Here is a 20,255-nt window from a genome sequence, read left to right on the forward strand (position 1 = left end):
GGGGTGGGGGGACGACCCAGGAGTTGCCCCTAGTTCTTCACCCCACCCCGCGCCTTCGGCGCGACCCTCCCCATCAAGGGGAGGGTGTTTCTTACCGACTTTCGGTGCCTGCGATCGCGCGTTGAGCGGCTTGTCGGCCAGCTCGGCGACGGCGACCTGCTCCTCGGTGAGGCCGAGCGCCGTCTCGAAACTGTCGGCGAGGCGCTTGGCGATGTCGGGGCGCACGATGAGGCGGTCCACGACCACGTCGATGTCGTGCTTGAACTTCTTGTCGAGCTTGGGCGCCTCGTCGATCTCGTAGAACGTGCCATCGACCTTGACGCGCTGGAAGCCCTTCTTCTGCAGCTCGGCCAGCTCCTTCTTGAACTCGCCCTTGCGCCCGCGCGCGATGGGAGCGAGCAGGTAGATGCGCGTGCCTTCCGGCATCGCCAGCACGCGGTCGACCATCTGCGACACGGTCTGGCTCTCGATCGGCAGGCCCGTGGCCGGCGAGTAGGGGACGCCGACGCGCGCGAACAGCAGGCGCAGGTAGTCGTAGATCTCGGTCACCGTGCCGACCGTGGAGCGCGGGTTCTTGGAGGTCGTCTTCTGCTCGATGGAGATGGCCGGCGACAGCCCGTCGATGTGGTCGACGTCCGGCTTCTGCATCATCTCCAGGAACTGGCGCGCGTAGGCGGAGAGGCTCTCCACGTAGCGGCGCTGGCCTTCGGCGTAGATGGTGTCGAAGGCGAGCGAGGACTTGCCCGAGCCGGAGAGGCCCGTGAACACGACGAGGGCATCGCGCGGGATCTCGAGATCGACGTTCTTCAGGTTGTGCTCGCGCGCCCCGCGGACGTGGATGGTCTTCATCAGCGACGGCGCCGCGGGCGGCTTGGGGGCTTTGGCCATGGGGTGTGTCTAACCGACGCCAGAAGGAGCGGCAAATCTAAGAACAATCGGGGTGATCCGGGCGGTCCATAGATAGTGTGACGAGGGGCCGTTCGGAAGCGCCGTAACTGTCGCGTCGGCTTATTAAGGGGTGTGCCGCCTCAAGCCGCCTTGCCCTTGGCCGGCGCCAGCTCGGGGTAGTACTGCTGCAGCATGCGGTCGCGGTAGGCGACGAGGCCCGGCTGCAACTCGGCGGCGACGCGAATGGGGGTCTTGAAGCGCGCCGGGAAGCAGGCGGCGACGAAGGCGAACACGGCGGCGTCCGCCCCGCACGGCCGCGCCCCCATCAGATACGGCTTGTCGGCGAGGAAATCGGCGATGGCGGCGAGGTCGCGCACGGCGAGCTGGGCGATCTCCTCCTCGCTGTGCCGTCCCATGCCGTGGCCCCACAGGCTGCGCCGCACCTGGCGTTTGACCATCGCGACGACGAGAGGTCGAATGACGGCGGGGGCGCCGTCGAAGAAGCGGCGCGGGCCGGCATCGAAGTTGGCGTCGTCCATGAAGCGGGCATGGACCAACGCCCAATAAAGGTGATCCTCGCACATCTTTTCGAACGCCCAGGCAACGCCGCGCTCGGCCGGCGACAAGCCGGCGTCGAAATCGACGTCGTAGCGGCGCTGCAGGTAGAGGCGGATGAAGGTGGAGTCGGCGACGAGGACGCCGTCGTCGTCGATATACGGCAGCTTGCCCTTGGGCGCTTTTCTGAAGCCCGTGGTGTCCTTGCGGTAGGGCACGCCGGCCATCTTCAAGAGCACCTCGGCCTTGGTGACGAAGGGGCTCGGATCGGGCAGGCCGAAACCCGGGCCGAAGGCATAGAGCGTCAGCATTGGAGGCACCCATTTGAGTTGTGCGGTCGGCGCGACCATACTGACACGCTACTGACAGTTGCTGTCAGTAGCGTGCGGGAAACTCTTCTCATGCGTCGCGCCGATCGACTTCTCCAGTTGCTGCAGATATTGCGCCGCCACCGCCGCCCGGTGACGGCGAGCGTCATCGCCGATGAGCTCGAGGTGTGCGTGCGCACCGTCTATCGCGACATCGCCGGGCTCGCTGGCGAAGGCGTGCCGATCCGCGGCGAGGCCGGCATCGGCTACGTGCTGGGCGAGGGCTACGATCTGCCGCCGCTCATGTTCAACGCCGACGAGATCGAGGCGATGCTGGTCGGCTTGCGCTGGGTGGAGGCGCGTGCCGATGCCTCGCTTTCCCGCGCCGCCCGCGATGTGGTGGCCAAGATCGGCGACATCCTTCCCAAGCATCTGAAGCCGGTGCTGTTCGAGCCGGCCGTCGATGCGCCGCGCTTCTCTCCGCCGCCGCCGGAGGAGAGCATCGACGTGGCGGCGCTGCGCGCCGCCATCCGCGAGCGCCGCAAGGTGGCGATCTCCTATCACGACGAGCAGGGGCGGGCGAGCCGGCGCGTGATCTGGCCGTTGGCGCTCGGCTACTTCGAGATGTCGCGCATCGTCGTCGCCTGGTGCGAGCTGCGCGGCGACTTCCGTCATTTCCGCACGGACCGCATGCGCAAGGCGGAGATCTTCCACCAGCGCTATCCCGGCACCCGCGCCAAGCTGCTCGCAAGGTGGCGCGGCACGATCGATGAGGGCCGTGCTGCGTGAACCCGATGAGAAGGTCACTCCGCCGTTAGCCAGGCACGTAACCGATTGTCAGTAGCGAGTAGCGCAAAGTTTCCTTAGAATCCGGTAGGCTAGTTGCGGTGCGCGAGCTGGGAGACGTAGGTGGCCCAAAATTCTCATATCGAATGGACCGACCACACCTTCAATCCGTGGACTGGTTGCACCAACATTAGCCCCGGCTGTGATAACTGCTATGCCGAAGCGTGGTCAAAGAGGTCCGGCCATGTGAAGTGGGGCAACAATCCGCGCAAACGGACCACGGAACAGTATTGGAAAGCCCCGAAGATTTGGAATGCGCGATCGGATCTCTTTGAAGCCGCACATGGAAGGAGGCAAAGGGTCTTCTGCGCCTCCCTTGCTGACGTTTTTGACAATCAGGCAGATCCCGTCTGGCGACGCGACCTCTTTGAATTGATTCGCGCAACCCCAGCCTTGGACTGGCAACTTCTCACAAAACGACCGCAGAATATCCGAAAGATGCTGCCGCGGGACTGGGGCGACGAAGGCTATCCCAACGTTTGGTTAGGGTTCACCGCGGAGGACCAAGCACGATTCCAGCAGCGGAGTTCAGTTATTGACCAGGTGCCGTCGACAGTCTGGTTCGTTTCGTATGAGCCCGCAATCGGTCCACTGCGATTGGAGAAACGCAGCCCCAGACCGAATTGGGTGATCGTTGGGGGCGAAAGTGGCCACGGCGCCCGCCCGATGAAGGCTGCATGGGTGCGCAATATAATATCCGACTGTAGAGAGCTTGGTGTCGCGCCATTCTTCAAGCAATGGGGGTCCTATAAAAACAACCCACTCGTCACAGAGCGCGGCTTGGAGGTCGAGCGCGCCCGATTAGAAGACGCCCACGGCAAAGGCGGAGGGATGCTCGACGGAGAACTTGTCAGGGAGTTTCCAGTGCGTAAAGTCCGGGAGGTCGAGGAGGCGACCGCTGCGTGAAGAAGAAGGGAGCGGGCGGAAAAAGGAAGCCAAAGGCGAGCGAGGCGCCGCCGCTGTTTCCTGATTCACCTGTCCAACTTGCTCCCGGCTCTATCAGCCAGCCAATGGCGGCTCCGGTATGGACGGAGCAGAAAGCCCAACTGATCGCTCGATATCTCCGCTACTTCGTCTTCATCACAAAGCATGGTGCTTACATTGACGGTTTCAGTGCCCCAAAGGACCCAGATAACCCCAATAGTTGGGCAGCGAAGCTAGTCCTAGACTCGGAACCTCGGTGGCTGCGTCAATTCTATCTTTGTGATCTTCCGGATCGAACGCTGCACCTAGATGCGTTGGTTGATGCTCAGCCGGACGTTCCCAATCGGACGATCGAGGTAGTCCCGGGAGACTTCAATGCTACAGTGCATCGGGTTCTTCGCTCACCGGCGATCTCCGGTAAGACGGCTACGTTCTGCCTCCTTGATCAGTTTAGTACCGAGTGTCACTGGCAGACCGTCAGGTCGCTTGCCCAGCACAAGGGGCCAGGCTTCCACAAAATCGAGCTGTTCTACTTCCTGGCGGCCGGATGGTTATTTCGCTCTCTCAGCGGGTTCAAAGACTCCTCCATTCCGGAAGCCTGGTGGGGGCGCTCGGACTGGGAATCGCTCCGTGGAGTCGGGCAAGACGGACTCGCACTGAGATTCTCGGAGCGCTTCCAGAGCGAACTCGGGTACCGGTTTGTGAAGGCGTGGCCGATTTATGAGCGGGAGGGCGCGGGCGGACGCATCATGTTCTACATGATCCATGCCTCCGATCACCCCCAAGCTCCCGTTCAGATGAATCGAGCCTATCGGAACATAGTCGAGCCGCTCGAGACGGTGGAGCAATTGATGTTTGAGTATGGTCAGCAGTGACCGGGCCGGCGGTCGATTGGACAATCGATGCCCCCTTCTTGCAGCGGCGCCCGTAGACGCGCTCCCAGTTGGCCTTGAGGCCGACATCGAGCTGCTGCGCCAGCAAGTTCTCGATGACCTGCCGATTCGTGTTTGGGCGGAACAGCCGGCCCCGCCCGACGGTTCAACATGACGTCACAAAGTCTCGCGATAGGGGAGGGCAGCCGCATGGGCAATCCGAAAGGACGCGCGATGGCCAAGAACACGATTTGCATCTGGTACGACAAGGATGCCGAAGCCGCCGCGCGGTTCTATGCCGAGACGTTCCCGGACAGCCGGGTGGATGCCATCCACCACGCGCCGAGCGACTATCCGTCCGGCAAGGCGGGCGACGTATTGACGGTCGAGTTCACCGTCGCCGGCGTCCCGTGCCTCGGCCTCAACGGTGGTCCGGCCTTCAAGCAGACCGAAGCCTTCTCGTTCCAGATCGCCACCGACGATCAGGACGAGACGGACCGCTACTGGAACGCCATCGTCGGCAACGGCGGACAAGAGAGCGCGTGCGGGTGGTGCAAGGACAAGTGGGGCGTCAACTGGCAGATCACGCCGCGCGTGCTCACCGAAGCGCTGGCTATCGGCGGCGGTGAGGCCAAGCGCGCGTTCGAGGCGATGATGGACATGCGGAAGATCGACGTCGCGGCGATCGAGGCGGCGCGCCGCGGCTGACCTAGCAGGATGTCGCGCGACGCTACCCCGGCTCGCGCGAAGCTGCTCACCCTCCCCCTCGCGTACGCGCCGAGACGCGGCAAATCCCTTGTCTCGCCGCACCATCGCGGCGCCACAATGAATCCCGCAGATGAAGCCGGCCGCGAGGCTCGAATCAGGATGCGCCGTATGGTCCTCCGCCCGAGCGACCTATGGAGAGGCGTGCAAATGCTTCGACAGGAGAACTGATCTCTTGCAGCCAGGATCGCGCCTTCTCGCTATCGTCGCCAGCCTTGTCGTCATCGCCGCCCTGCCGGGTTCGACCGCATCTTTGGCGGCGGAGGAACCCTCGCATCTGCCGGCCTGGCTGCGGGCGCATGTCGGCTATGGCGAGGCTCAAATCGCCCCCGTAGTCTTGGAGAGGGCACGCGCGCTCTACCTGCGCAAAACGCGCGAGCGCGCGGTCAACAATCCCTGCTACTTCGCCATGGACGCAACGCGCCCCCACACCTTGGGCAAAGGAGGGCGTCGGTTCTACATCATCTGCGAGGCTGACCGGTCGTTTCGCGCGATTTCGTCCGGTCACGGCGGCGGCCGCCACCTGAGGGGCATCGCGAATTTCGCCAACGGCAAGCGATGCGCCAAGAATTTCGGCAACGCCATGGGTTCCGCACTGACGACCGGCGGACCGTATGTAACCAGCGAGCACACAACGTCTTTCAAGGGCTATTACCCGGTAGCGGGAGGAAGACACGCGGCGCTGCTGCGCTCGTTCGTGCAGTTTGACGGCGAAGGCGAGACGGCAAATGCCAGACAGCGCGAGATCGGCGGTCACGCGGCCGTGCTGCTGAGGGGTGCGTGTCTTCGCAAAAAGTCGGACAGCCCATACGCCGATCAGAAGGGCTACGTTCCGTTCGGGACGGTGGAGAACTACTCCGACGGGCGCAGCAGCGGCTGCACGAGTTGGTCGCCGCCGGACGCCAAGCAGATCGTCGCCATGTTGAAGAACAAGTCGGCGACGCTCTACATCTATCCGGAGTCAACCGATATCGACGCCGTCGCCCGAGCCGTGAAGACCGGTGGGTCGCCGTCGCACGCAGGACTATATTGGAACGCTTCCTGCTTGAGAGAAATCCGCGCCCCGAAGTATTGGCCCAAGGAAACTCTTGAGCCGATCATCGCTCGCTACGAGAAGAACCACCCCGCACCGCCGCCGCGGCCAACTCCGATTTGCACACGCTGAGACTGAAACCATCACGCGCGCCAGGGTGCGGCTGGCGCCGTATGGGTCGAACCACGCAAAAAAAGGCCGTGGGAGAAGGGCTCCACGGCCTGCGGGCGCAAAGAACCGCCCGTAAGATTCCTATTTCTTCGGCGGCTCCTGCACGGTGACCAGCGCCGTGCCATCGGAGCTGATCTCGTCGTTGCCCTTGGCCATCCACGAGAAGCCCCACGGGCCGGTGACGCCGCAGCCGTCCTTGCAGTCGAACTCGATCGACTTGCCGGCGGCGATGGTCTCAACCTTCTCGCTCGAGCCCATATCGATGCCGATGGTGAACTCGCCATCGCTGGTGTTCTTGACCGTTACCGCCCATGCCGGTGTGGCCACTGCCAGAACGACGGCCGCCGCCGCGGCGGCTGTGAGACGTCTCATTAGCTTTCCTCCGCTTGATCTACCGAATGCTGGTGGCGCGCTGCGCTTCTTGCGGCGGAGCTTGCGGGGAACATGGTGCCGGGCGAGGATATCAGCAAGAGTATAACGTTACAAATATTGCAGTTGCGGCGCAGCATCGAGCCCTCCGGCTCACGGAGGCTTAGGAACCGCAGCGTAGGCTGGGCGCTGTCGCAAATCGAGGGCGCCCGATGGCCGATGTGATCGCATTCGCAATGGGGAACTTCACCCTCACGTTTCTGGTGCTGGGGATGATCGCCGCGCTCATCGCCGTCGCCAGCAACGGGCGCAGCTTCACGCGCGCCAACCTCGCCGAGGCGCTGCTCGCCTACTTCATCCTGTTCTCGGTCGCCATCAGCTTCTTCTACAACTTCGTCTTTCACGTCTTCTTCGGCGAACTGGCGGCGAGCTTTATCGGTTGGGCGGACAGCCCGTTCCAGGCGGAGGTCGGCTATGCAAGTCTCGGCTTTGCGGTGATCGGTCTCATCGCCTTCAAAGGCAACTGCATGTTGCGGCTCGCCGCCATTCTCGGGCCGGCGATGTTCCAGTGGGGCGCCGCCGTCGGCCACATCCACGACATGATGGCGACGGGCAACATGGCGCCGGGCAATGCCGGCATCATGCTCTACTCCGACATATTGCTTCCGATCATCGGCTTGGCGCTGCTGTGGTTCAAGCGCTCGACGGATGCCGCGTGCTCGGCTTCGGCCATGGCCTCCGACTCGGTTCGCGGCTAATGTCGCCTGCCCGACCCAACCCGGAGGTTCACCATGACGCTGCTCAAGTGGGTGCTCGTCATCGTCGGCGTTCTCTTCCTCGCCGCCGCCGCTGCGATGATCGGCGTCCTCTACTGGGCGAGCAGCGTTCCGAGCGTGCACGTGACGGAAGCCGATCTCGCCATCGGCGGCAGCTACCCGCCGGAGGAGAAGCAGGCGCTGCTCGATGCCTGCAACGGCCGCAATATCCAAAAGCGTCCCGATAGCTGCACCTGCATCGCCGACAAGGCCGGCACCGAGCTCTCGCGTTTCCTGCGCTTGATCCTCACCGCCACCTTCGAGGGCAGCGCCACCAAGATCGTCGCCGTCACCAAGGGGCTGATGGACAGCGGCGTGCCGCAGGAGAAGGCGGACGCGATGGAGAAGGAATCGGAGCAGCGCTTCGATGCGCTGATGCGGGCCTGCGGGCTCGGCCAATGAGCGCCAGCGCAGCGCCATCGCGCACACTGTCGACGACCTGCTGCATCGGCGGCGGCGGGCCGGCGGGCATGATGCTTGGGCTTTTGCTTGGCCGTGCCGGCATCGACGTCGTCGTGCTCGAGAAGCACGCCGATTTCCTGCGCGACTTCCGCGGCGACACCATCCATCCCTCGACGCTGCAGGTCATGGACGAGCTGGGCCTCTTGGACGAGTTGCTCGAGCTGCCGCATAGCAAGGTCTCCAAGCTCGGGGTGCAGGTCAGTGGAACGCCCATCAACTTCGCCGACTTCACCTTCCTGCCGCCGCGATACGCGTTCATCGCGCTCATGCCGCAATGGGACTTCCTCGACTTTCTCGCGGAGAAGGCGCGCGCCTATCCCAATTTCAAGCTCATTATGCAAGCCAGCGTCGTCGACCTCATCGAGGAGGCGGGGCGCATCGTCGGCGTGCGCGCGACGACCCCGGACGGGCCGCTCGAAGTGCGCGCGAAGCTGACCGTCGGCTGCGACGGACGCACGTCGACGGTGCGCGAGAAGGCCGGGCTCGCGGTGGAGGACATCGGCGCGCCGATCGACGTGTTCTGGATGCGCATCTCGCGCCTCCCCGGCGATCCGCCCTCGGGTGGGCGTCTCGATGCCGGCAGCTTCTTCGCCGTGCTCGACCGCGGCGAGTACTACCAGCTCGCCTACGTGATCCCCAAGGGCGCCGCCGAGCGCATCCGGGAGCAGGGCCTGCCGGCTTTCAGGCAGATCGTCGCCAAGGCGCTGCCCTTCCTGGCCGACCGCGTCGACGAATTGAAGACCTGGGACGACGTCAAGCTCTTGACCGTGCGCGTCGACCGGTTGCGCACCTGGTACCGCCCGGGGCTGCTGTGCATCGGCGATGCGGCGCACGCCATGTCGCCGGTGGGCGGCGTCGGCATCAACCTCGCCATCCAGGACGCGGTGGCGGCGGCCAATATCCTCTGGAAGCCGCTCAAGGACGGCACGCTGTCGACCTTCGATTTGGCGCGCGTGCAGCACCGGCGCACCTTCCCCACGCGCGTGACGCAGCGCCTGCAGGTGCTGGCGCAGAACCGTGTGGCGCAGCCGGTGCTGCGCTCGACGGGGCCGCTGCGGGTCAACTGGCTAATACGCCTGATCGATCGTACCCCAATGCTGCAGACCATTCCGGCGCGCATCGTCGGCGTCGGCGTGCGTCCCGAGCACGTGCATTCCCCCGCCGCCTGAACCGCCGGGACAATTGCGGCATTACTGGTGAATTGGTTAGATCGCGGCGAGGATCGCGAAGCCGGGGGGAGATGCCATGGCGGTGCAGTCACAAGCCCAGGCTCAGGTAGAGGCTCCCTCGGCCCCGCGCCGCAAGCCCTTCTACAAGCTGTTGTACGCGCAGGTGCTGGTCGCGATTCTGCTCGGCTTCCTCCTCGGCTGGCTGGCGCCGGACATCGCCGAGAGCGCCTGGGTGAAGGCGCTGGGCGACGGCTTCATCAAGCTCATCAAGATGGCCATCGCGCCGATCATCTTCTGCACCGTGGTGTCGGGCATCGCCCACATCGAGGATGCGAGCAAGGTCGGGCGCGTCGGCATCAAGTCGCTCGTCTATTTCGAGATCGTGTCGACGCTGGCCCTGGTGATCGGCCTCCTGGTCGCCAACCTGGTGCGTCCCGGCGACGGCTTCACCGGCGGCGGCGATGCCGCGGCGGTGGCCGCCTTCGCCGAACGCGCCGCGCACCAGTCGACGGTCGAGTTCATCCTGCACATCATCCCCGACAGCCTCGTCGGCGCCTTTGCCGAGGGCGAGATCCTGCAGGTGCTGCTCATCTCCATCCTGTTCGGTTTTGCCGTGATGGTGCTGGGCGAGCGCGGGCGCACCGTGCGCACGCTCATCGACGATCTCGGCCACGCGTTCTTCGGCGTCATCGCCGTGATCATGAAGGCGGCGCCGGTCGGCGCCTTCGGCGCCATGGCCTACACCATCGGCAAGTACGGCCCCGAGGCGCTCGGCAACCTCGCCGGTCTCATCGCCACGTTCTATGCGACGGCGGCGATCTTCATTTTCCTCGTGCTCGGCCTCATCGCCCGCGCGGCCGGCTTTTCCATCTTCCGCTTCCTCGCCTATATCCGCGACGAGATCCTCATCGTGCTCGGCACCTCCTCGTCGGAAAGCGCGCTGCCGCAGCTGATGGAGAAGCTGGAGCGGCTGGGGTGCTCCAAGTCGGTGGTCGGCCTCGTGGTGCCGACGGGGTATTCGTTCAATCTCGACGGCACCAACATCTATCTGACGCTGGCGACGCTGTTCATCGCCCAGGCGCTGGGTGTGGAGCTGACGCTGCAGGAGCAGGCCATCATCCTCGGCGTCGCCATGCTCACCTCGAAGGGGGCGAGCGGCGTGACCGGGGCCGGCTTCGTCACCCTGGCGGCGACGCTGGCGGTGGTCAGTCCGGCGCTGGTGCCCGGCATGGCCATCGTGCTCGGCATCGACAAGTTCATGAGCGAGTGCCGGGCCGTCACCAATTTCATCGGCAACGGCGTCGCCACCATCATCGTGTCGGCCTGGGAGGGCGAGCTCGACCGCGCCAAGCTGGCGCGGGGGCTCTCGCGGCGCGTCGATGCCTCCGACGTCGAGACCGCCGTCACCACGGGCTAGCCCCGCCATACTGTCATCCCGGGCGAGCGAGGCGAAAGCCGAGCGAAGGCCCGGGACCCAGCACAAGGACTGCCGAAGCACAGAGGCCATTTTGGAGTCTTCGACGAGTCTTTCGCTGGATTCCTGAAAGCCGTTCGCTTCGCTCACGGCCTCCGAGATGACAGATGTCGAGATGACCAGATGTCATGTGGTGAGATCGAGCCAGAGATCCCGCCAGTCGGGATTGCGGCTCTCGATCAACTCGATCTTCCAGGCGCGTCGCCAGCGCTTGATGCGCTTCTCGCGCCGAATGGCTTCGCCGATGTCGTCATGCTCCTCAAAGTAGACGAGCATCGCGATGCCGTATCGCTTGGTGAAGCCGGGGACGAGGCCATCGCGGTGCTCAACTATGCGTCCGTAGAGGTCGCTGGTGACGCCGACGTACAGTGTGCCGTTGCGCTTGCTGGCTAGGATGTAGACGAAATATGAGTACTCCCGAGTCATGCCACGAGAGTAGGGGGGCCATTCCCCTTCTGTCATCCCGGCCAAGGGAGCGAAGCGACCGCAGTGCCGGGACCCAGGAGAAAAGGGCGAAGCCCCGCTATGTTGAGGCTGTGCAAAGCCTAACGCTGGGTCCCGGATAGCCACTCACTGCGTTCGTGGCTTCCGGGATGACAGAAGGGGAGCGAGGTCAGGCGTCGTGGTTGGTGAGGGCGACGAACTTCTCGTCCTCCTGGGCGCGGCGCTCGAAAGAGAGGAAGTCGTAATATCCGCAGCGGCCGCCACCGGGGAACGAGCGGCACACGGCGGGCCGGGCCGCGTAAATGGTGCAGCAGCGCTTCTTGATGTCGAAGAAGCGGCAGATCTTGCCGAACACCGGGTCCTTCTTGCGCCGCATGGCGTACTTGCGGCCGTGCTCCTCCTTGGTAAACGCCTGCTTGGCTTCGGCGAAGCTGAGCTTGTGGTGGCGGGCGAGTCGTTCGACGTCGCGCTTATCCAGGGGGATGAGCGGGTACGAACAGCAATAACCGGGACATTTCTGGCACTTGTATTGAGGCGGGCTCACGCGCGGCGCTCTCCTGAGGTGTTTCTGCCACCCTCCGGTCGATAGCGTGATCGTTGACCTCGGGAGGGGCGTGCTGCGGCCCTTGACTCATGCAATGCTCCGTGGGGAAAGAGCAAGGGGGATGATGGGCTTGGCCCTGCGCACGGGGACGATGTCACACTTTTTCCCATAAGCTCTGCGTAGTTCGCACGCGTCTAGTGTGATGATCGAGAAATTCGCCCCCCTGTGGGGCGAGGTTTTGAGCGAATTTCTCGATCTGAATCACACTTGCAAGTCGTTAATTCTAGCGCCTTTCGATTTCGAAGTTCGCTCCCGGTTCTAGCTGCAAACGTAGGCGAACTTCGAAATCAGGGCACTAGCGTGGGGGTGTTGTCGGTATGGCGGGTATGGCGGACAGGGCTCGTCTTTCTCCGGAAACGGAGACCCCGGTCAACCCCTACAGTCTGCTCGAGGCGGTCAACAGCTCGAGCGACACCGCACACACCGGCTGGCTGATCTTCCTCGCCATCATGACCTACCTCGTGATCGCCGTCGCCGGCGTCACGCACGAGGCACTGCTGCTCGAGACGCCGGTGCAGCTGCCGATCCTGCAGGTGAAGATCCAGCTCAAGCAGTTCTTCCAGTTCGCGCCCATCGTGCTGGTGCTGTTTCATCTCGGCATCCTCGCCCAGCTCGTGCTGCTGGCGCGCAAGACGCTGGAATTCGATCACGCCATCCGCTTCCTCGAGCTCAGCGACAAGCGCACGCACCCGTTGCGGCTCGAGTTGCACAACTTCTTCTTCGTGCAGGCCATCGCCGGCCCGCAGCGCTCGGCGGTGATGAGCGGCTTCCTCAACATCATGTCGTGGCTGACCATCGTCATCCTGCCGGTGGTGCTGCTGCTCTACATGCAGGTCGCCTTCCTGCCCTATCACGACCCGACGACGACCTGGATCAACCGCGTCTTCCTGTCGATCGACATCGCCGGCGTGCTGCTCATCGGCGTGTTCCTGATGCGCGCCGAGACATCCTTCTTCCAGGCCTTCTGGCGCTCCACCGCGGCGCATCCCTTGAGCGCCATCGCCACCAGCCTCGTCCTCGCCGTGGTCGCCTACCTGTCGTACTTCGCGGCCACCATTCCCGGCGAGCCGCTCGACCGCATGGGCCAGAAGCTGATGGCCTGGTCGGTGCCCGCGGACGACGGAAAGATCAAGCAGGGCGGCTTTTCGCTGCCGTTCCTAAGCGCCGCCGCCGACGAGGCGCTGTTCGGCATCTTCCGGCGCAACCTCGTCGTCACCGATTCCGACCTCGTCGCCTCGCGTGAGCCGGGCAGCGAAACGACCCTGCGCCTGCGCGGGCGCGACCTGCGCTACGCCAAGCTCGACCGCACCGATCTCTCCGGCGCCGATCTGACCGGCGCCACCCTCGACGGGGCCAGCCTCGTCGGTGCCAATCTGGAGAAGGCGACACTCTCCTGCGCCGAGCCGGACACGGTGATGCTGAGCGACAACCGCGTCGCCGCCCGTTGCGCCTCGGCACGCGACGTCGACCTGTCGCGCGCCCAGCTCGGGCATGCGCGTTTGTGGGGCATCGATCTCAGCGGCGCCAAGCTCGACGAGGCGCAGCTCGACGGTGCCGATCTCTCCAATTCGCTGCTCACCGGCGCCAGCCTCTCCAGCGCGCACCTCGACAAGGCCGAGCTCACGGGGGGCGTGCAGGCGCAGGGGGCCAACTTCCTCAATGCGTCGCTGCAGGGCGCCGATCTCACCGGCGCACGGTTGCAGCTCGCCGATTTCTCCAGCGCCGCGTTGCAGGGCGCGCTGCTCGACTTCGCGCAGCTCGAGGGCGCCGTGCTGCGCGACGCCAACCTCGAGGCGGCGAGCCTGCAGCGGGCGAAGCTGCTCGGCACCGACATGAGCGGCATGAAGATGGCGGGCAGCGACCTGCGCGGCGCCTTGATCTGGATGACGCAGCCGCCGGTGTGGGATTCGACGGGCCTCACCGATTTGTCCGAGCTTGCCGTGCGCGCCCCCGACGAGGCCGAGCGCTCGGGCCTCAAGCAGAATATGGAGCGCATCGCCGATGACGACGTGCGCCGCCGCGGGATGGAGGTGGTGGAGCAGCTGGCCGAGAAGGACGCGACCTGGTCCGGCTCGATCGACCAGCAGCGCTGGCAGAGCTGGGTCGGCGCCTCGCCGCCGCCGCCGGCGCTGACGTACAAGCCCGACCTCACGGCCTACCTCACCAAGCTCATGTGCAGCGCGCGCTGGAGCAACGGCGCCATCGCCACCGGCGTCGCCCGGCGCGCCATGGCCGCCCAGTTCCGCGGCGACGTGGTCGCCGTCTACGACGGGCTCAAGGCGCCGTCCTGCGCGGCCACGAGCGGCCCCCCGGCCAAGGTGATGCGCGATCTGTCCTCGGCCGCCGAGAGCGCCCGCTTCTGAGGCGCTAGGTACCTGCGGGACGCCCTTGCCAACGTGCTCGCGTCGTCTTAATTATGGAACATATGTAGAACGCGGGCGTTGCCGATTAGGCGTGGACAACCCGCCATCGCCGCGAGCGCGAGCCCTGCGATGGGTTAGGGTCCGGCTAGTGTTGCGAGTGCGACTCATCGGGCAGCGCCGCTGCGCCGATGGCGAGGTGACTTCCTAGCGTCGCGGCAAGCGGCGCCCCGAAATGCGAGGAGTGCAAGGCTATGGCTGGTTCGGTCAACAAGGTGATCCTGGTCGGCAATCTCGGCAAGGATCCGGAAATCCGCCGCACCCAGGACGGCCGCCCGATCGCCAACCTGCGCATCGCCACCTCCGACACTTGGCGCGACAAGACGACCGGCGAGCGGCGCGAGAAGACCGAGTGGCACTCGGTCGTCATCTTCAACGAGAACCTGTGCAAGATCGCCGAGCAGTACCTGAAGAAGGGCTCGAAGGTGTTCATCGAGGGCGCGCTGCAGACGCGCAAGTGGCAGGACCAGTCGGGCCAGGATCGCTACACGACCGAGGTCGTGCTGCAGGGCTTCAACGGCAACCTGACCATGCTCGACGGGCGCGCCGGCGGCGGCATGGCCGAGAACGGCCAGGCGGACTACGGCGGCGAGGGCGGCTATTCGGATGCGCCGCGCTCGGGCCGTGGCAGCGGCTCCAAGGCGAGCGGCGGCGGCGGCTTCGACAAGCAGCTCGACGACGAGATCCCGTTCTAGGCGCTAAGGGCTACCTAAGCGTCATGGCCGCCTGCGCGGCCGTGACGTCTACATGAAGTCTCCCGTTCTTTCCGACAGATAGCGCCGCCGGCTGGCATGCAGCCTGCGTTCAGGTGCGTTCCACTATCACAATTCGGTCGAGGAAGCCCCGCAAAGTGGGCTTTGTCACCGATCCGGCATAAGCCGGGCCGGTCAACCTAGGGAGTGAGATATGTTCTGGCGAGCCATACCGGCGCCCGTCGTCGCCTTGCTCGTCGCCGCCAGTTTCATTGGCGCGGCGTCGGCACAGCCACGCGACCGTGACCGCGGTTTCGACCGCGGGCGCGGCGATAATTGGCAGTTGCTCGGCTCCACGCGCGTCGGCGGCAGAGGCATCGATCACGACGTCGTCGATGTCGGGCGGCGCGAGGGTCGCTTCGAGAACATTGCCTTGGCGGTGCGCGGCGGCCCGGTGTTCATCGCCGAGGTCATCGTCGTCTACGGCAACAACGACGTGCAGCGCTTCGATGTGCGCCGCGGCCTGCGCGACGGCGAGCGCACGCCGCCGCTCAATCTGCAGGGCCGCGACCGCGCCATCCGGCAGATCGAGATCGTCGCGCGCGGCAGGCGCGATCCGCGCATGCGCGCCGTCGTTGACGTGTTCGGCGAGGAGCGCCGTGGCGGGCGCGATGCCTGGGAGCTCTTGGGCGAGCAGTCGGTCGGCTTCGGCGTCGACCGCGACGTCATCCGCGTCGGGCGCCGCGAGGGCTTCTTCTCCAAGATCGCGCTCGAGGTGCGCGACAACGACGTCGAGATCCTCGATCTGCGCGTGTTCTTCGAGCGCGGGCCGCCGCAGGACGTGCGCGTGCGCGAGTTCATCCGCGCCGGCGGGCGCACGCGGGCCATCGATCTCATTGGTCGTGAGCGCCTGATCGACCGCATCGAGATCGTCTACCGCTCGCGTCCCGGCTTCCGCGGTAGAGCCAAGGTCGCCATCTTCGGCCTGCGCGATTTCGCGCCTCCTCCGCCACCTCCAATGAGCTGGGTCGAGCTCGGCTGTGGCAAGGTGGGCATCAAGCCTGACCGGGACACGATCCGCGTTGGCCGCCGCGAGGGACGCTTCAGCGCCATCAAGCTGGCGGTGCGCGGCAGCAAGATCGAGCTCATCGACCTCACGGTCGTCTACGACCGCGGTCCGCCCGACGAGCTGCGCGTGCGCAAGAAGATCGGCGACGGCGACGAGACGCCTCCGCTCGATCTGCGCGGTGAGCGTCGTGCCATCGATCGCGTCGACCTGACGTATCGGCAGACGCTCGGCTTGAACATGATCAAGGGCCCGGCGACGGTGTGCGTCCTCGGCCGCTGATCCGATCTGCACGTACAAGCACACGCAGAGCCCCGCATCGCTGCGGGGCTCATTTTGCTTTTTGGCACTGTCATCCCGGGCGAAGCGAGCGCCTGGACGCGAGCGAGACCCGGGACCCAGCGTTAGTGCCGTAGGCTCGATCGCGTGTCTTCGACGCGCTTTGCGCTGGATCCCGGATAGCCGCTTACGTCCATGGCGGAGCATGGCTTCGCCATGACGTTCGCAGCTTCCGGGATGACAGAGACCTTACTCTCAGGGCTGCGCGGGGGCGGCGTCCTTCGGCGTCTCGGCCGGAGGCGTGGCGGGTGCCTCGGCGGGCGGCGTCGCTTCAGGCGTGGCGGCCGGTGTTTCGGTCGACGGCTTCGTCTCCATCGCCTCCTTGGCGGCGTCGTAGGCCTCCTTCGTCGCCTCGCCCGCCTTCTCCAGCGCCGGCTTCACGCTCTCCTCATAGGTCTTCTTCGCCGCCTCCTGCGCCTTCTCGAGCGCCGGGCCGGCTTCCTCCTTGGCCTTCTCGTAAGCCTCCTTGGCCGTCACCGAGCCCTTGTCGGAGAGCTCCTTCGCCTTCTCGATGGCGCGATCGAGCAGCGACTTCGGCGGCTGCTTGCGCTCAAACGCGGTGAGCGCGTCGAGCGTCTCCTTGGTCGCCTGTGGCAGCGACACGGTGACGACGCCGTTCTCGTTCTTGATCTGCAGCGCCGAGAGCGCGACGCCGACGCGCTTCTCGCCCCAGCCGGCAAAGCCGCCGACGCCCATGATGACGCCCTCGACCTGGTTGTCGGCGTTGAGGATCAGGTCCTCGACGTCGCCGACGATCTGCCCTTCGGCGTTGTGCACCTTGGCGCCGAGCAAGAGATCCTTGGCCAGGTACTGGCCTTCGCCCTGCGTGGTGAGGAACACGTCCTGGGGAACGGTGGCCGTTTGGGCGAGAGCCGGCATCGTCCACAATGCCGCCACGGCCGCCAGGGCCAACACGCCTCTCTGCATCGAACTCTCCTATCCCTATCAACCGGGCAGCTGTCGCGCGCCCGCTTCCTGAGCACCCTAGCATTAACCATGCGGGCGCTGCTCGCGCATGTAGCCCCTCCGCGTGACGCGCACAAGTCGCCGCTGGGGCCACGACGGCGAGCCGGTGGCTGTAGATAAGTATATGTTTTTCAATCTGAAATTATGGGCCCGCGGAGCCCGCAACACAGCGTCGCGCGCATTGCATCTCAAGGCCCCTTCGGGGTATTATCCGGCCAGATTCAGATCCCCCTGACGCACGCCCGAAAGGCGTGCGTCGCGCTATTCAAGCGGACAAGCGAAAAATCGTGGCCGACCACACCGACGACCAGACCCCCGCCGGCAAAGAGCCGAGCGACATTCGACCCGTGTCCATCTCCGATGAGATGAAGCGCTCGTACCTCGAGTACGCCATGAGCGTCATCGTCTCGCGCGCGCTGCCCGACGTGCGCGACGGCCTGAAGCCCGTGCACCGGCGCATCCTCTATGCCATGCAGCGGCTCGGCCTCGACTGGAACAAGAAGCACATGAAGTCGTCCAAGGTCGTGGGCGACACGATGGGCGACTTCCACCCGCACGGCAACCTCGCCATCTACGACGCGCTGGTGCGCTTGGCGCAGGACTTCTCCATGCGCGTGCCGCTGATCGACGGGCAGGGTAACTTCGGGTCCGTCGACGGCGATCCGCCGGCGGCCGAGCGCTACACGGAGGCGCGGCTGTCGAAGGTCGCGCAGTACCTGCTCGACGACCTCGACAAGGACACGGTCGACTTCAAGCCGAACTACGACGACCGCCTGCAGGAGCCGTCGGTGCTGCCGGCCAAGTTCCCCAACCTATTGGTCAACGGCGCCGGCGGCATCGCCGTCGGCATGGCCACCAACATTCCGCCGCACAATCTCGGCGAGGTGATCGATGCGTGCCTGGCGCACCTCGACAACCCCGAGATCACCATCGACGAGTTGTGCCAGATCATCCAGGGGCCGGACTTTCCGACCGGCGGCCTCATCATCGGGCGGAGCGGCATTCTCGCCGCCTACCACAAGGGCCGCGGCTCCATCCTCATGCGCGCCAAGGTCGAGGTGGAGGAGATTCGCAAGGACCGCGAGGCGCTGATCGTCACGGCGATCCCCTATCAGATCAACAAGAAGACGCTGATCGAGAAGATCGCCGACCTGGTGCGCGAAAAGCGCGTCGAGGGCATCTCCGACATCTGGGACGAGACCAACCGCGAAGGCATGCGCATCGTCATCGAGTTGAAGCGCGATGCCGTTGCCGACGTCGTCCTGAACCAGCTCTACCGCTTCTCGGACCTGCAGACGACGTTCGGCGCCAACATGCTGGCGATCAACGGCGGCCGCCCGGAGAGCCTCAATCTCAAGGACATGGTCGAAGCCTTCACCACCTTCCGCGAGGAGGTGGTCAGCCGGCGCACCAAGTTCCTCTTGAACAAGGCGCGCGAGCGCGCCCACGTGCTCGTCGGCCTCGCCATCGCGGTCGCCAACATCGACGAGGTTATCAAGCTCATCCGCCATGCGCCGAGCCCGGCCGAGGCGCGCGAGCAGCTGATGGCGCGCGACTGGCCGGCGAAGGACATCGCCCCGCTCGTCGAGCTGATCGCCGATCCGCGCCACAAGGTGTCGGCTTCTGGCACCTACAGGCTGTCGGAGGAGCAGGCCAAGGCCATTCTCGAGCTGCGCCTCGCCCGCCTCACGGCTCTGGGACGCGACGAGATCGCCGACGAACTAAAGAAGATCGGCGAGGAGATCCGCGAGTACTTGGCGATTCTCGCCTCGCGCATGCGTGTGGTCGAGATCGTCAAGAAAGAGCTCACCGACATCAAGGACGAGTTCGCCACGCCGCGCAAAACGGAGATCCTCGAGATCGAGGGCGAGGTCGAGGACGAGGATCTCATCCAGCGCGAGGACTGCGTCGTCACCGTCTCGCTCAAGGGCTACATCAAGCGCGTGCCGCTGGCGACGTATCGCGCGCAGCGGCGCGGCGGCAAGGGCCGATCGGGTGCCGGGATGCGCGAAGAGGACGTCATTACGACGCTGTTCGTCGCCTCGACCCACACGCCCGTATTGTTCTTCTCCTCGCGCGGCATGTGCTACCGCATGAAGGTGTGGCGCCTGCCGGCGTCGACGCCGCAGGCAGTCGGCAAGGCGCTGGTCAATCTTCTGCCGCTGGCGCAGGGCGAGGTGATCACCTCGATCCTGCCGCTGCCCGAGGACTCTGAGACCTGGGGCACGCTGCAGCTCGCTTTTGCGACGCGCTCCGGCAAGGTGCGCCGCAACGCTCTCTCAGACTTCGAGAACATCAACCGCAACGGCAAGATCGCCATGAAGCTGGACGAGGGCGATTCCATCGTCGCCGTCCAGATCTGTACGCCGGAGAACGACGTGCTGCTGACCACGGCGCAGGGCCGCTGCATCCGCTTCCTGTTGGCCGACGAGGTGCGCCTGTTCAAGGGCCGCGATTCGGACGGCGTGCGCGGCATCAAGCTCGACGACGGCGATCAGGTCATTTCCATGACCGTGCTCACGCACGTCGACGCCGACGCCTCCGAGCGCGCCGCCTACCTGAAGCAGGCCAACATGCTGCGCCGCGCGCAGGGCGAGGAGATCGCCGAGGAAGCGGCCGAAGCCGATATCGACGAGGAGGTCATCGAGGGCGCCGAGCTGACACCGGAGCGTTTCGCCGAGCTTTCGGCCAAGGAGCAGTTCGTGCTCACCGTCTCGGAGCGCGGCTTCGGCAAGCGCTCCTCGTCCTACGAGTACCGGACCTCGGGCCGCGGCGGCAAAGGCATCGTCGCCATGGTGGTCAACGAGCGCAACGGGCCGCTGGTCGCCTCGTTCCCGGTGGCCGACAACGACCAGATCATGCTGGTCACCGACGGCGGCCAGCTCATCCGCTGCCCGGTCAACGACGTGCGCATCGCCGGGCGCAATACGCAGGGCGTGCGCATCTTCAAGACCGACGAGGAGGAGCGCGTCGTCTCGGTCGAGCACATCCCCGAGGATGGTAGCGGCGATAGCGATGGCGGCGAAGAAGCCAGCGGCGATCTGCCAGCAAGCGAATGATCGTGCTTGCTTAG

At 65.3% G+C, this 20,255-nt stretch carries 18 protein-coding genes and 1 pseudogene; 13 read left to right on the top strand and 6 right to left on the bottom strand.

What is annotated here, in order from left to right; genetic code table 11:
- Together F9K20_RS10920 and F9K20_RS10925 are read right to left on the bottom strand one after the other, a co-directional pair.
- Positions 1-888 (bottom strand): annotated as a pseudogene (locus F9K20_RS10920) (excinuclease ABC subunit A); the annotation flags it as partial.
- A gap of 140 nt (positions 889-1,028) precedes the next feature.
- Positions 1,029-1,754 carry a glutathione S-transferase family protein gene (locus F9K20_RS10925; protein ID WP_291001202.1) on the bottom strand — a complete coding sequence of 242 codons (726 nt, stop codon included), beginning with the start codon at positions 1,752-1,754 and terminating at the stop codon, positions 1,029-1,031.
- Positions 1,755-1,844: 90 nt separating this feature from the next.
- Between F9K20_RS10925 and F9K20_RS10930 the strand changes: the two genes are divergently transcribed.
- The 5 genes from F9K20_RS10930 to F9K20_RS10950 all read left to right on the top strand — a co-directional run bounded on the left by F9K20_RS10930 (position 1,845) and on the right by F9K20_RS10950 (position 6,323).
- A complete protein-coding gene (locus tag F9K20_RS10930; RefSeq protein ID WP_291001204.1) occupies positions 1,845-2,540 on the top strand; it encodes a YafY family protein in 696 nt (231 codons plus the stop codon).
- 120 nt (positions 2,541-2,660) lie between these two features.
- Entirely contained in the window at positions 2,661-3,503 is an 843-nt protein-coding gene (locus tag F9K20_RS10935; RefSeq protein ID WP_291001207.1) for a DUF5131 family protein, read from the top strand.
- Complete coding sequence (gene tcmP, locus F9K20_RS10940) at positions 3,500-4,396, top strand: three-Cys-motif partner protein TcmP (RefSeq protein WP_291001210.1); 897 nt, start codon at positions 3,500-3,502, stop codon at positions 4,394-4,396. The genes F9K20_RS10935 and tcmP overlap by 4 nt, the downstream gene beginning before the upstream one ends.
- A gap of 231 nt (positions 4,397-4,627) precedes the next feature.
- The gene (locus tag F9K20_RS10945; protein WP_291001438.1) at positions 4,628-5,101 is read left to right on the top strand and encodes a VOC family protein; all 474 of its coding nucleotides are present in this window, start codon (positions 4,628-4,630) and stop codon (positions 5,099-5,101) included.
- Positions 5,102-5,333: 232 nt separating this feature from the next.
- Positions 5,334-6,323 carry a hypothetical protein gene (locus tag F9K20_RS10950; RefSeq protein ID WP_291001213.1) on the top strand — a complete coding sequence of 330 codons (990 nt, stop codon included), beginning with the start codon at positions 5,334-5,336 and terminating at the stop codon, positions 6,321-6,323.
- Between the two features lie 120 nt (positions 6,324-6,443).
- On the opposite strand, the gene F9K20_RS10955 is transcribed toward F9K20_RS10950, so the two are convergent.
- Positions 6,444-6,734: a hypothetical protein gene (locus F9K20_RS10955; RefSeq protein WP_291001214.1), complete on the bottom strand. Its 291-nt coding sequence runs from the start codon at positions 6,732-6,734 to the stop codon at positions 6,444-6,446.
- A gap of 209 nt (positions 6,735-6,943) precedes the next feature.
- On the opposite strand from F9K20_RS10955, the gene F9K20_RS10960 reads away from it, so the two are divergent.
- From F9K20_RS10960 to F9K20_RS10975, 4 genes are all read left to right on the top strand, one after another.
- Positions 6,944-7,489 carry a DUF6790 family protein gene (locus F9K20_RS10960; protein ID WP_291001217.1) on the top strand — a complete coding sequence of 182 codons (546 nt, stop codon included), beginning with the start codon at positions 6,944-6,946 and terminating at the stop codon, positions 7,487-7,489.
- Positions 7,490-7,522: 33 nt separating this feature from the next.
- Complete coding sequence (locus F9K20_RS10965) at positions 7,523-7,948, top strand: hypothetical protein (RefSeq protein ID WP_291001218.1); 426 nt, start codon at positions 7,523-7,525, stop codon at positions 7,946-7,948.
- Positions 7,945-9,177: an FAD-dependent oxidoreductase gene (locus F9K20_RS10970; RefSeq protein ID WP_291001220.1), complete on the top strand. Its 1,233-nt coding sequence runs from the start codon at positions 7,945-7,947 to the stop codon at positions 9,175-9,177. Before F9K20_RS10965 ends, F9K20_RS10970 begins: the two co-directional genes overlap by 4 nt.
- Positions 9,178-9,253: 76 nt before the next feature.
- A complete protein-coding gene (locus tag F9K20_RS10975; protein WP_291001222.1) occupies positions 9,254-10,594 on the top strand; it encodes a dicarboxylate/amino acid:cation symporter in 1,341 nt (446 codons plus the stop codon).
- Between the two features lie 183 nt (positions 10,595-10,777).
- On the opposite strand, the gene F9K20_RS10980 is transcribed toward F9K20_RS10975, so the two are convergent.
- Positions 10,778-11,077 carry a GIY-YIG nuclease family protein gene (locus F9K20_RS10980; protein WP_291001225.1) on the bottom strand — a complete coding sequence of 100 codons (300 nt, stop codon included), beginning with the start codon at positions 11,075-11,077 and terminating at the stop codon, positions 10,778-10,780.
- Positions 11,078-11,264: 187 nt separating this feature from the next.
- The gene (locus tag F9K20_RS10985) at positions 11,265-11,639 is read right to left on the bottom strand and encodes a YkgJ family cysteine cluster protein (protein ID WP_291001228.1); all 375 of its coding nucleotides are present in this window, start codon (positions 11,637-11,639) and stop codon (positions 11,265-11,267) included.
- Positions 11,640-12,016: 377 nt separating this feature from the next.
- On the opposite strand from F9K20_RS10985, the gene F9K20_RS10990 reads away from it, so the two are divergent.
- The 3 genes from F9K20_RS10990 (at position 12,017) to F9K20_RS11000 (ending at position 16,159) form a co-directional block, all read left to right on the top strand.
- Positions 12,017-14,062, top strand: coding sequence for a pentapeptide repeat-containing protein (locus tag F9K20_RS10990; protein WP_291001231.1), 2,046 nt, complete (start codon positions 12,017-12,019; stop codon positions 14,060-14,062).
- A 251-nt stretch (positions 14,063-14,313) separates the two neighbouring features.
- The gene (locus F9K20_RS10995; protein WP_291001233.1) at positions 14,314-14,814 is read left to right on the top strand and encodes a single-stranded DNA-binding protein; all 501 of its coding nucleotides are present in this window, start codon (positions 14,314-14,316) and stop codon (positions 14,812-14,814) included.
- Between the two features lie 211 nt (positions 14,815-15,025).
- Complete coding sequence (locus tag F9K20_RS11000) at positions 15,026-16,159, top strand: hypothetical protein (protein WP_291001236.1); 1,134 nt, start codon at positions 15,026-15,028, stop codon at positions 16,157-16,159.
- Between the two features lie 252 nt (positions 16,160-16,411).
- Here the strand turns inward: F9K20_RS11000 and F9K20_RS11005 are convergent, their stop codons facing one another.
- Complete coding sequence (locus tag F9K20_RS11005) at positions 16,412-17,143, bottom strand: PRC-barrel domain-containing protein (RefSeq protein WP_291001238.1); 732 nt, start codon at positions 17,141-17,143, stop codon at positions 16,412-16,414.
- Between the two features lie 326 nt (positions 17,144-17,469).
- Between F9K20_RS11005 and gyrA the strand changes: the two genes are divergently transcribed.
- Positions 17,470-20,241 (top strand): DNA gyrase subunit A, encoded by a 2,772-nt coding sequence (gene gyrA / locus F9K20_RS11010; protein WP_291001241.1) that lies wholly within the window; start codon positions 17,470-17,472, stop codon positions 20,239-20,241.
- Positions 20,242-20,255: the final 14 nt, after the last annotated feature.

This window comes from Hyphomicrobium sp. (genome assembly GCF_009026145.1).
Taxonomy (GTDB): Bacteria; Pseudomonadota; Alphaproteobacteria; order Rhizobiales; family Hyphomicrobiaceae; genus Hyphomicrobium_A.

What these genes read in the sequence shown, in the direction of transcription:
- F9K20_RS10925 (WP_291001202.1), bottom strand. Translation starts at nt 1,754, where the DNA reads ATGCTGACGCTCTATGCCTTCGGCCCGGGTTTCGGCCTGCCCGATCCG.
- F9K20_RS10930 (WP_291001204.1), top strand. Translation starts at nt 1,845, where the DNA reads ATGCGTCGCGCCGATCGACTTCTCCAGTTGCTGCAGATATTGCGCCGC.
- F9K20_RS10945 (WP_291001438.1), top strand. Translation starts at nt 4,628, where the DNA reads ATGGCCAAGAACACGATTTGCATCTGGTACGACAAGGATGCCGAAGCC.
- F9K20_RS10955 (WP_291001214.1), bottom strand. Translation starts at nt 6,734, where the DNA reads ATGAGACGTCTCACAGCCGCCGCGGCGGCGGCCGTCGTTCTGGCAGTG.
- F9K20_RS10960 (WP_291001217.1), top strand. Translation starts at nt 6,944, where the DNA reads ATGGCCGATGTGATCGCATTCGCAATGGGGAACTTCACCCTCACGTTT.
- F9K20_RS10965 (WP_291001218.1), top strand. Translation starts at nt 7,523, where the DNA reads ATGACGCTGCTCAAGTGGGTGCTCGTCATCGTCGGCGTTCTCTTCCTC.
- F9K20_RS10970 (WP_291001220.1), top strand. Translation starts at nt 7,945, where the DNA reads ATGAGCGCCAGCGCAGCGCCATCGCGCACACTGTCGACGACCTGCTGC.
- F9K20_RS10975 (WP_291001222.1), top strand. Translation starts at nt 9,254, where the DNA reads ATGGCGGTGCAGTCACAAGCCCAGGCTCAGGTAGAGGCTCCCTCGGCC.
- F9K20_RS10980 (WP_291001225.1), bottom strand. Translation starts at nt 11,077, where the DNA reads ATGACTCGGGAGTACTCATATTTCGTCTACATCCTAGCCAGCAAGCGC.
- F9K20_RS10990 (WP_291001231.1), top strand. Translation starts at nt 12,017, where the DNA reads ATGGCGGGTATGGCGGACAGGGCTCGTCTTTCTCCGGAAACGGAGACC.
- F9K20_RS10995 (WP_291001233.1), top strand. Translation starts at nt 14,314, where the DNA reads ATGGCTGGTTCGGTCAACAAGGTGATCCTGGTCGGCAATCTCGGCAAG.
- F9K20_RS11000 (WP_291001236.1), top strand. Translation starts at nt 15,026, where the DNA reads ATGTTCTGGCGAGCCATACCGGCGCCCGTCGTCGCCTTGCTCGTCGCC.
- F9K20_RS11005 (WP_291001238.1), bottom strand. Translation starts at nt 17,143, where the DNA reads ATGCAGAGAGGCGTGTTGGCCCTGGCGGCCGTGGCGGCATTGTGGACG.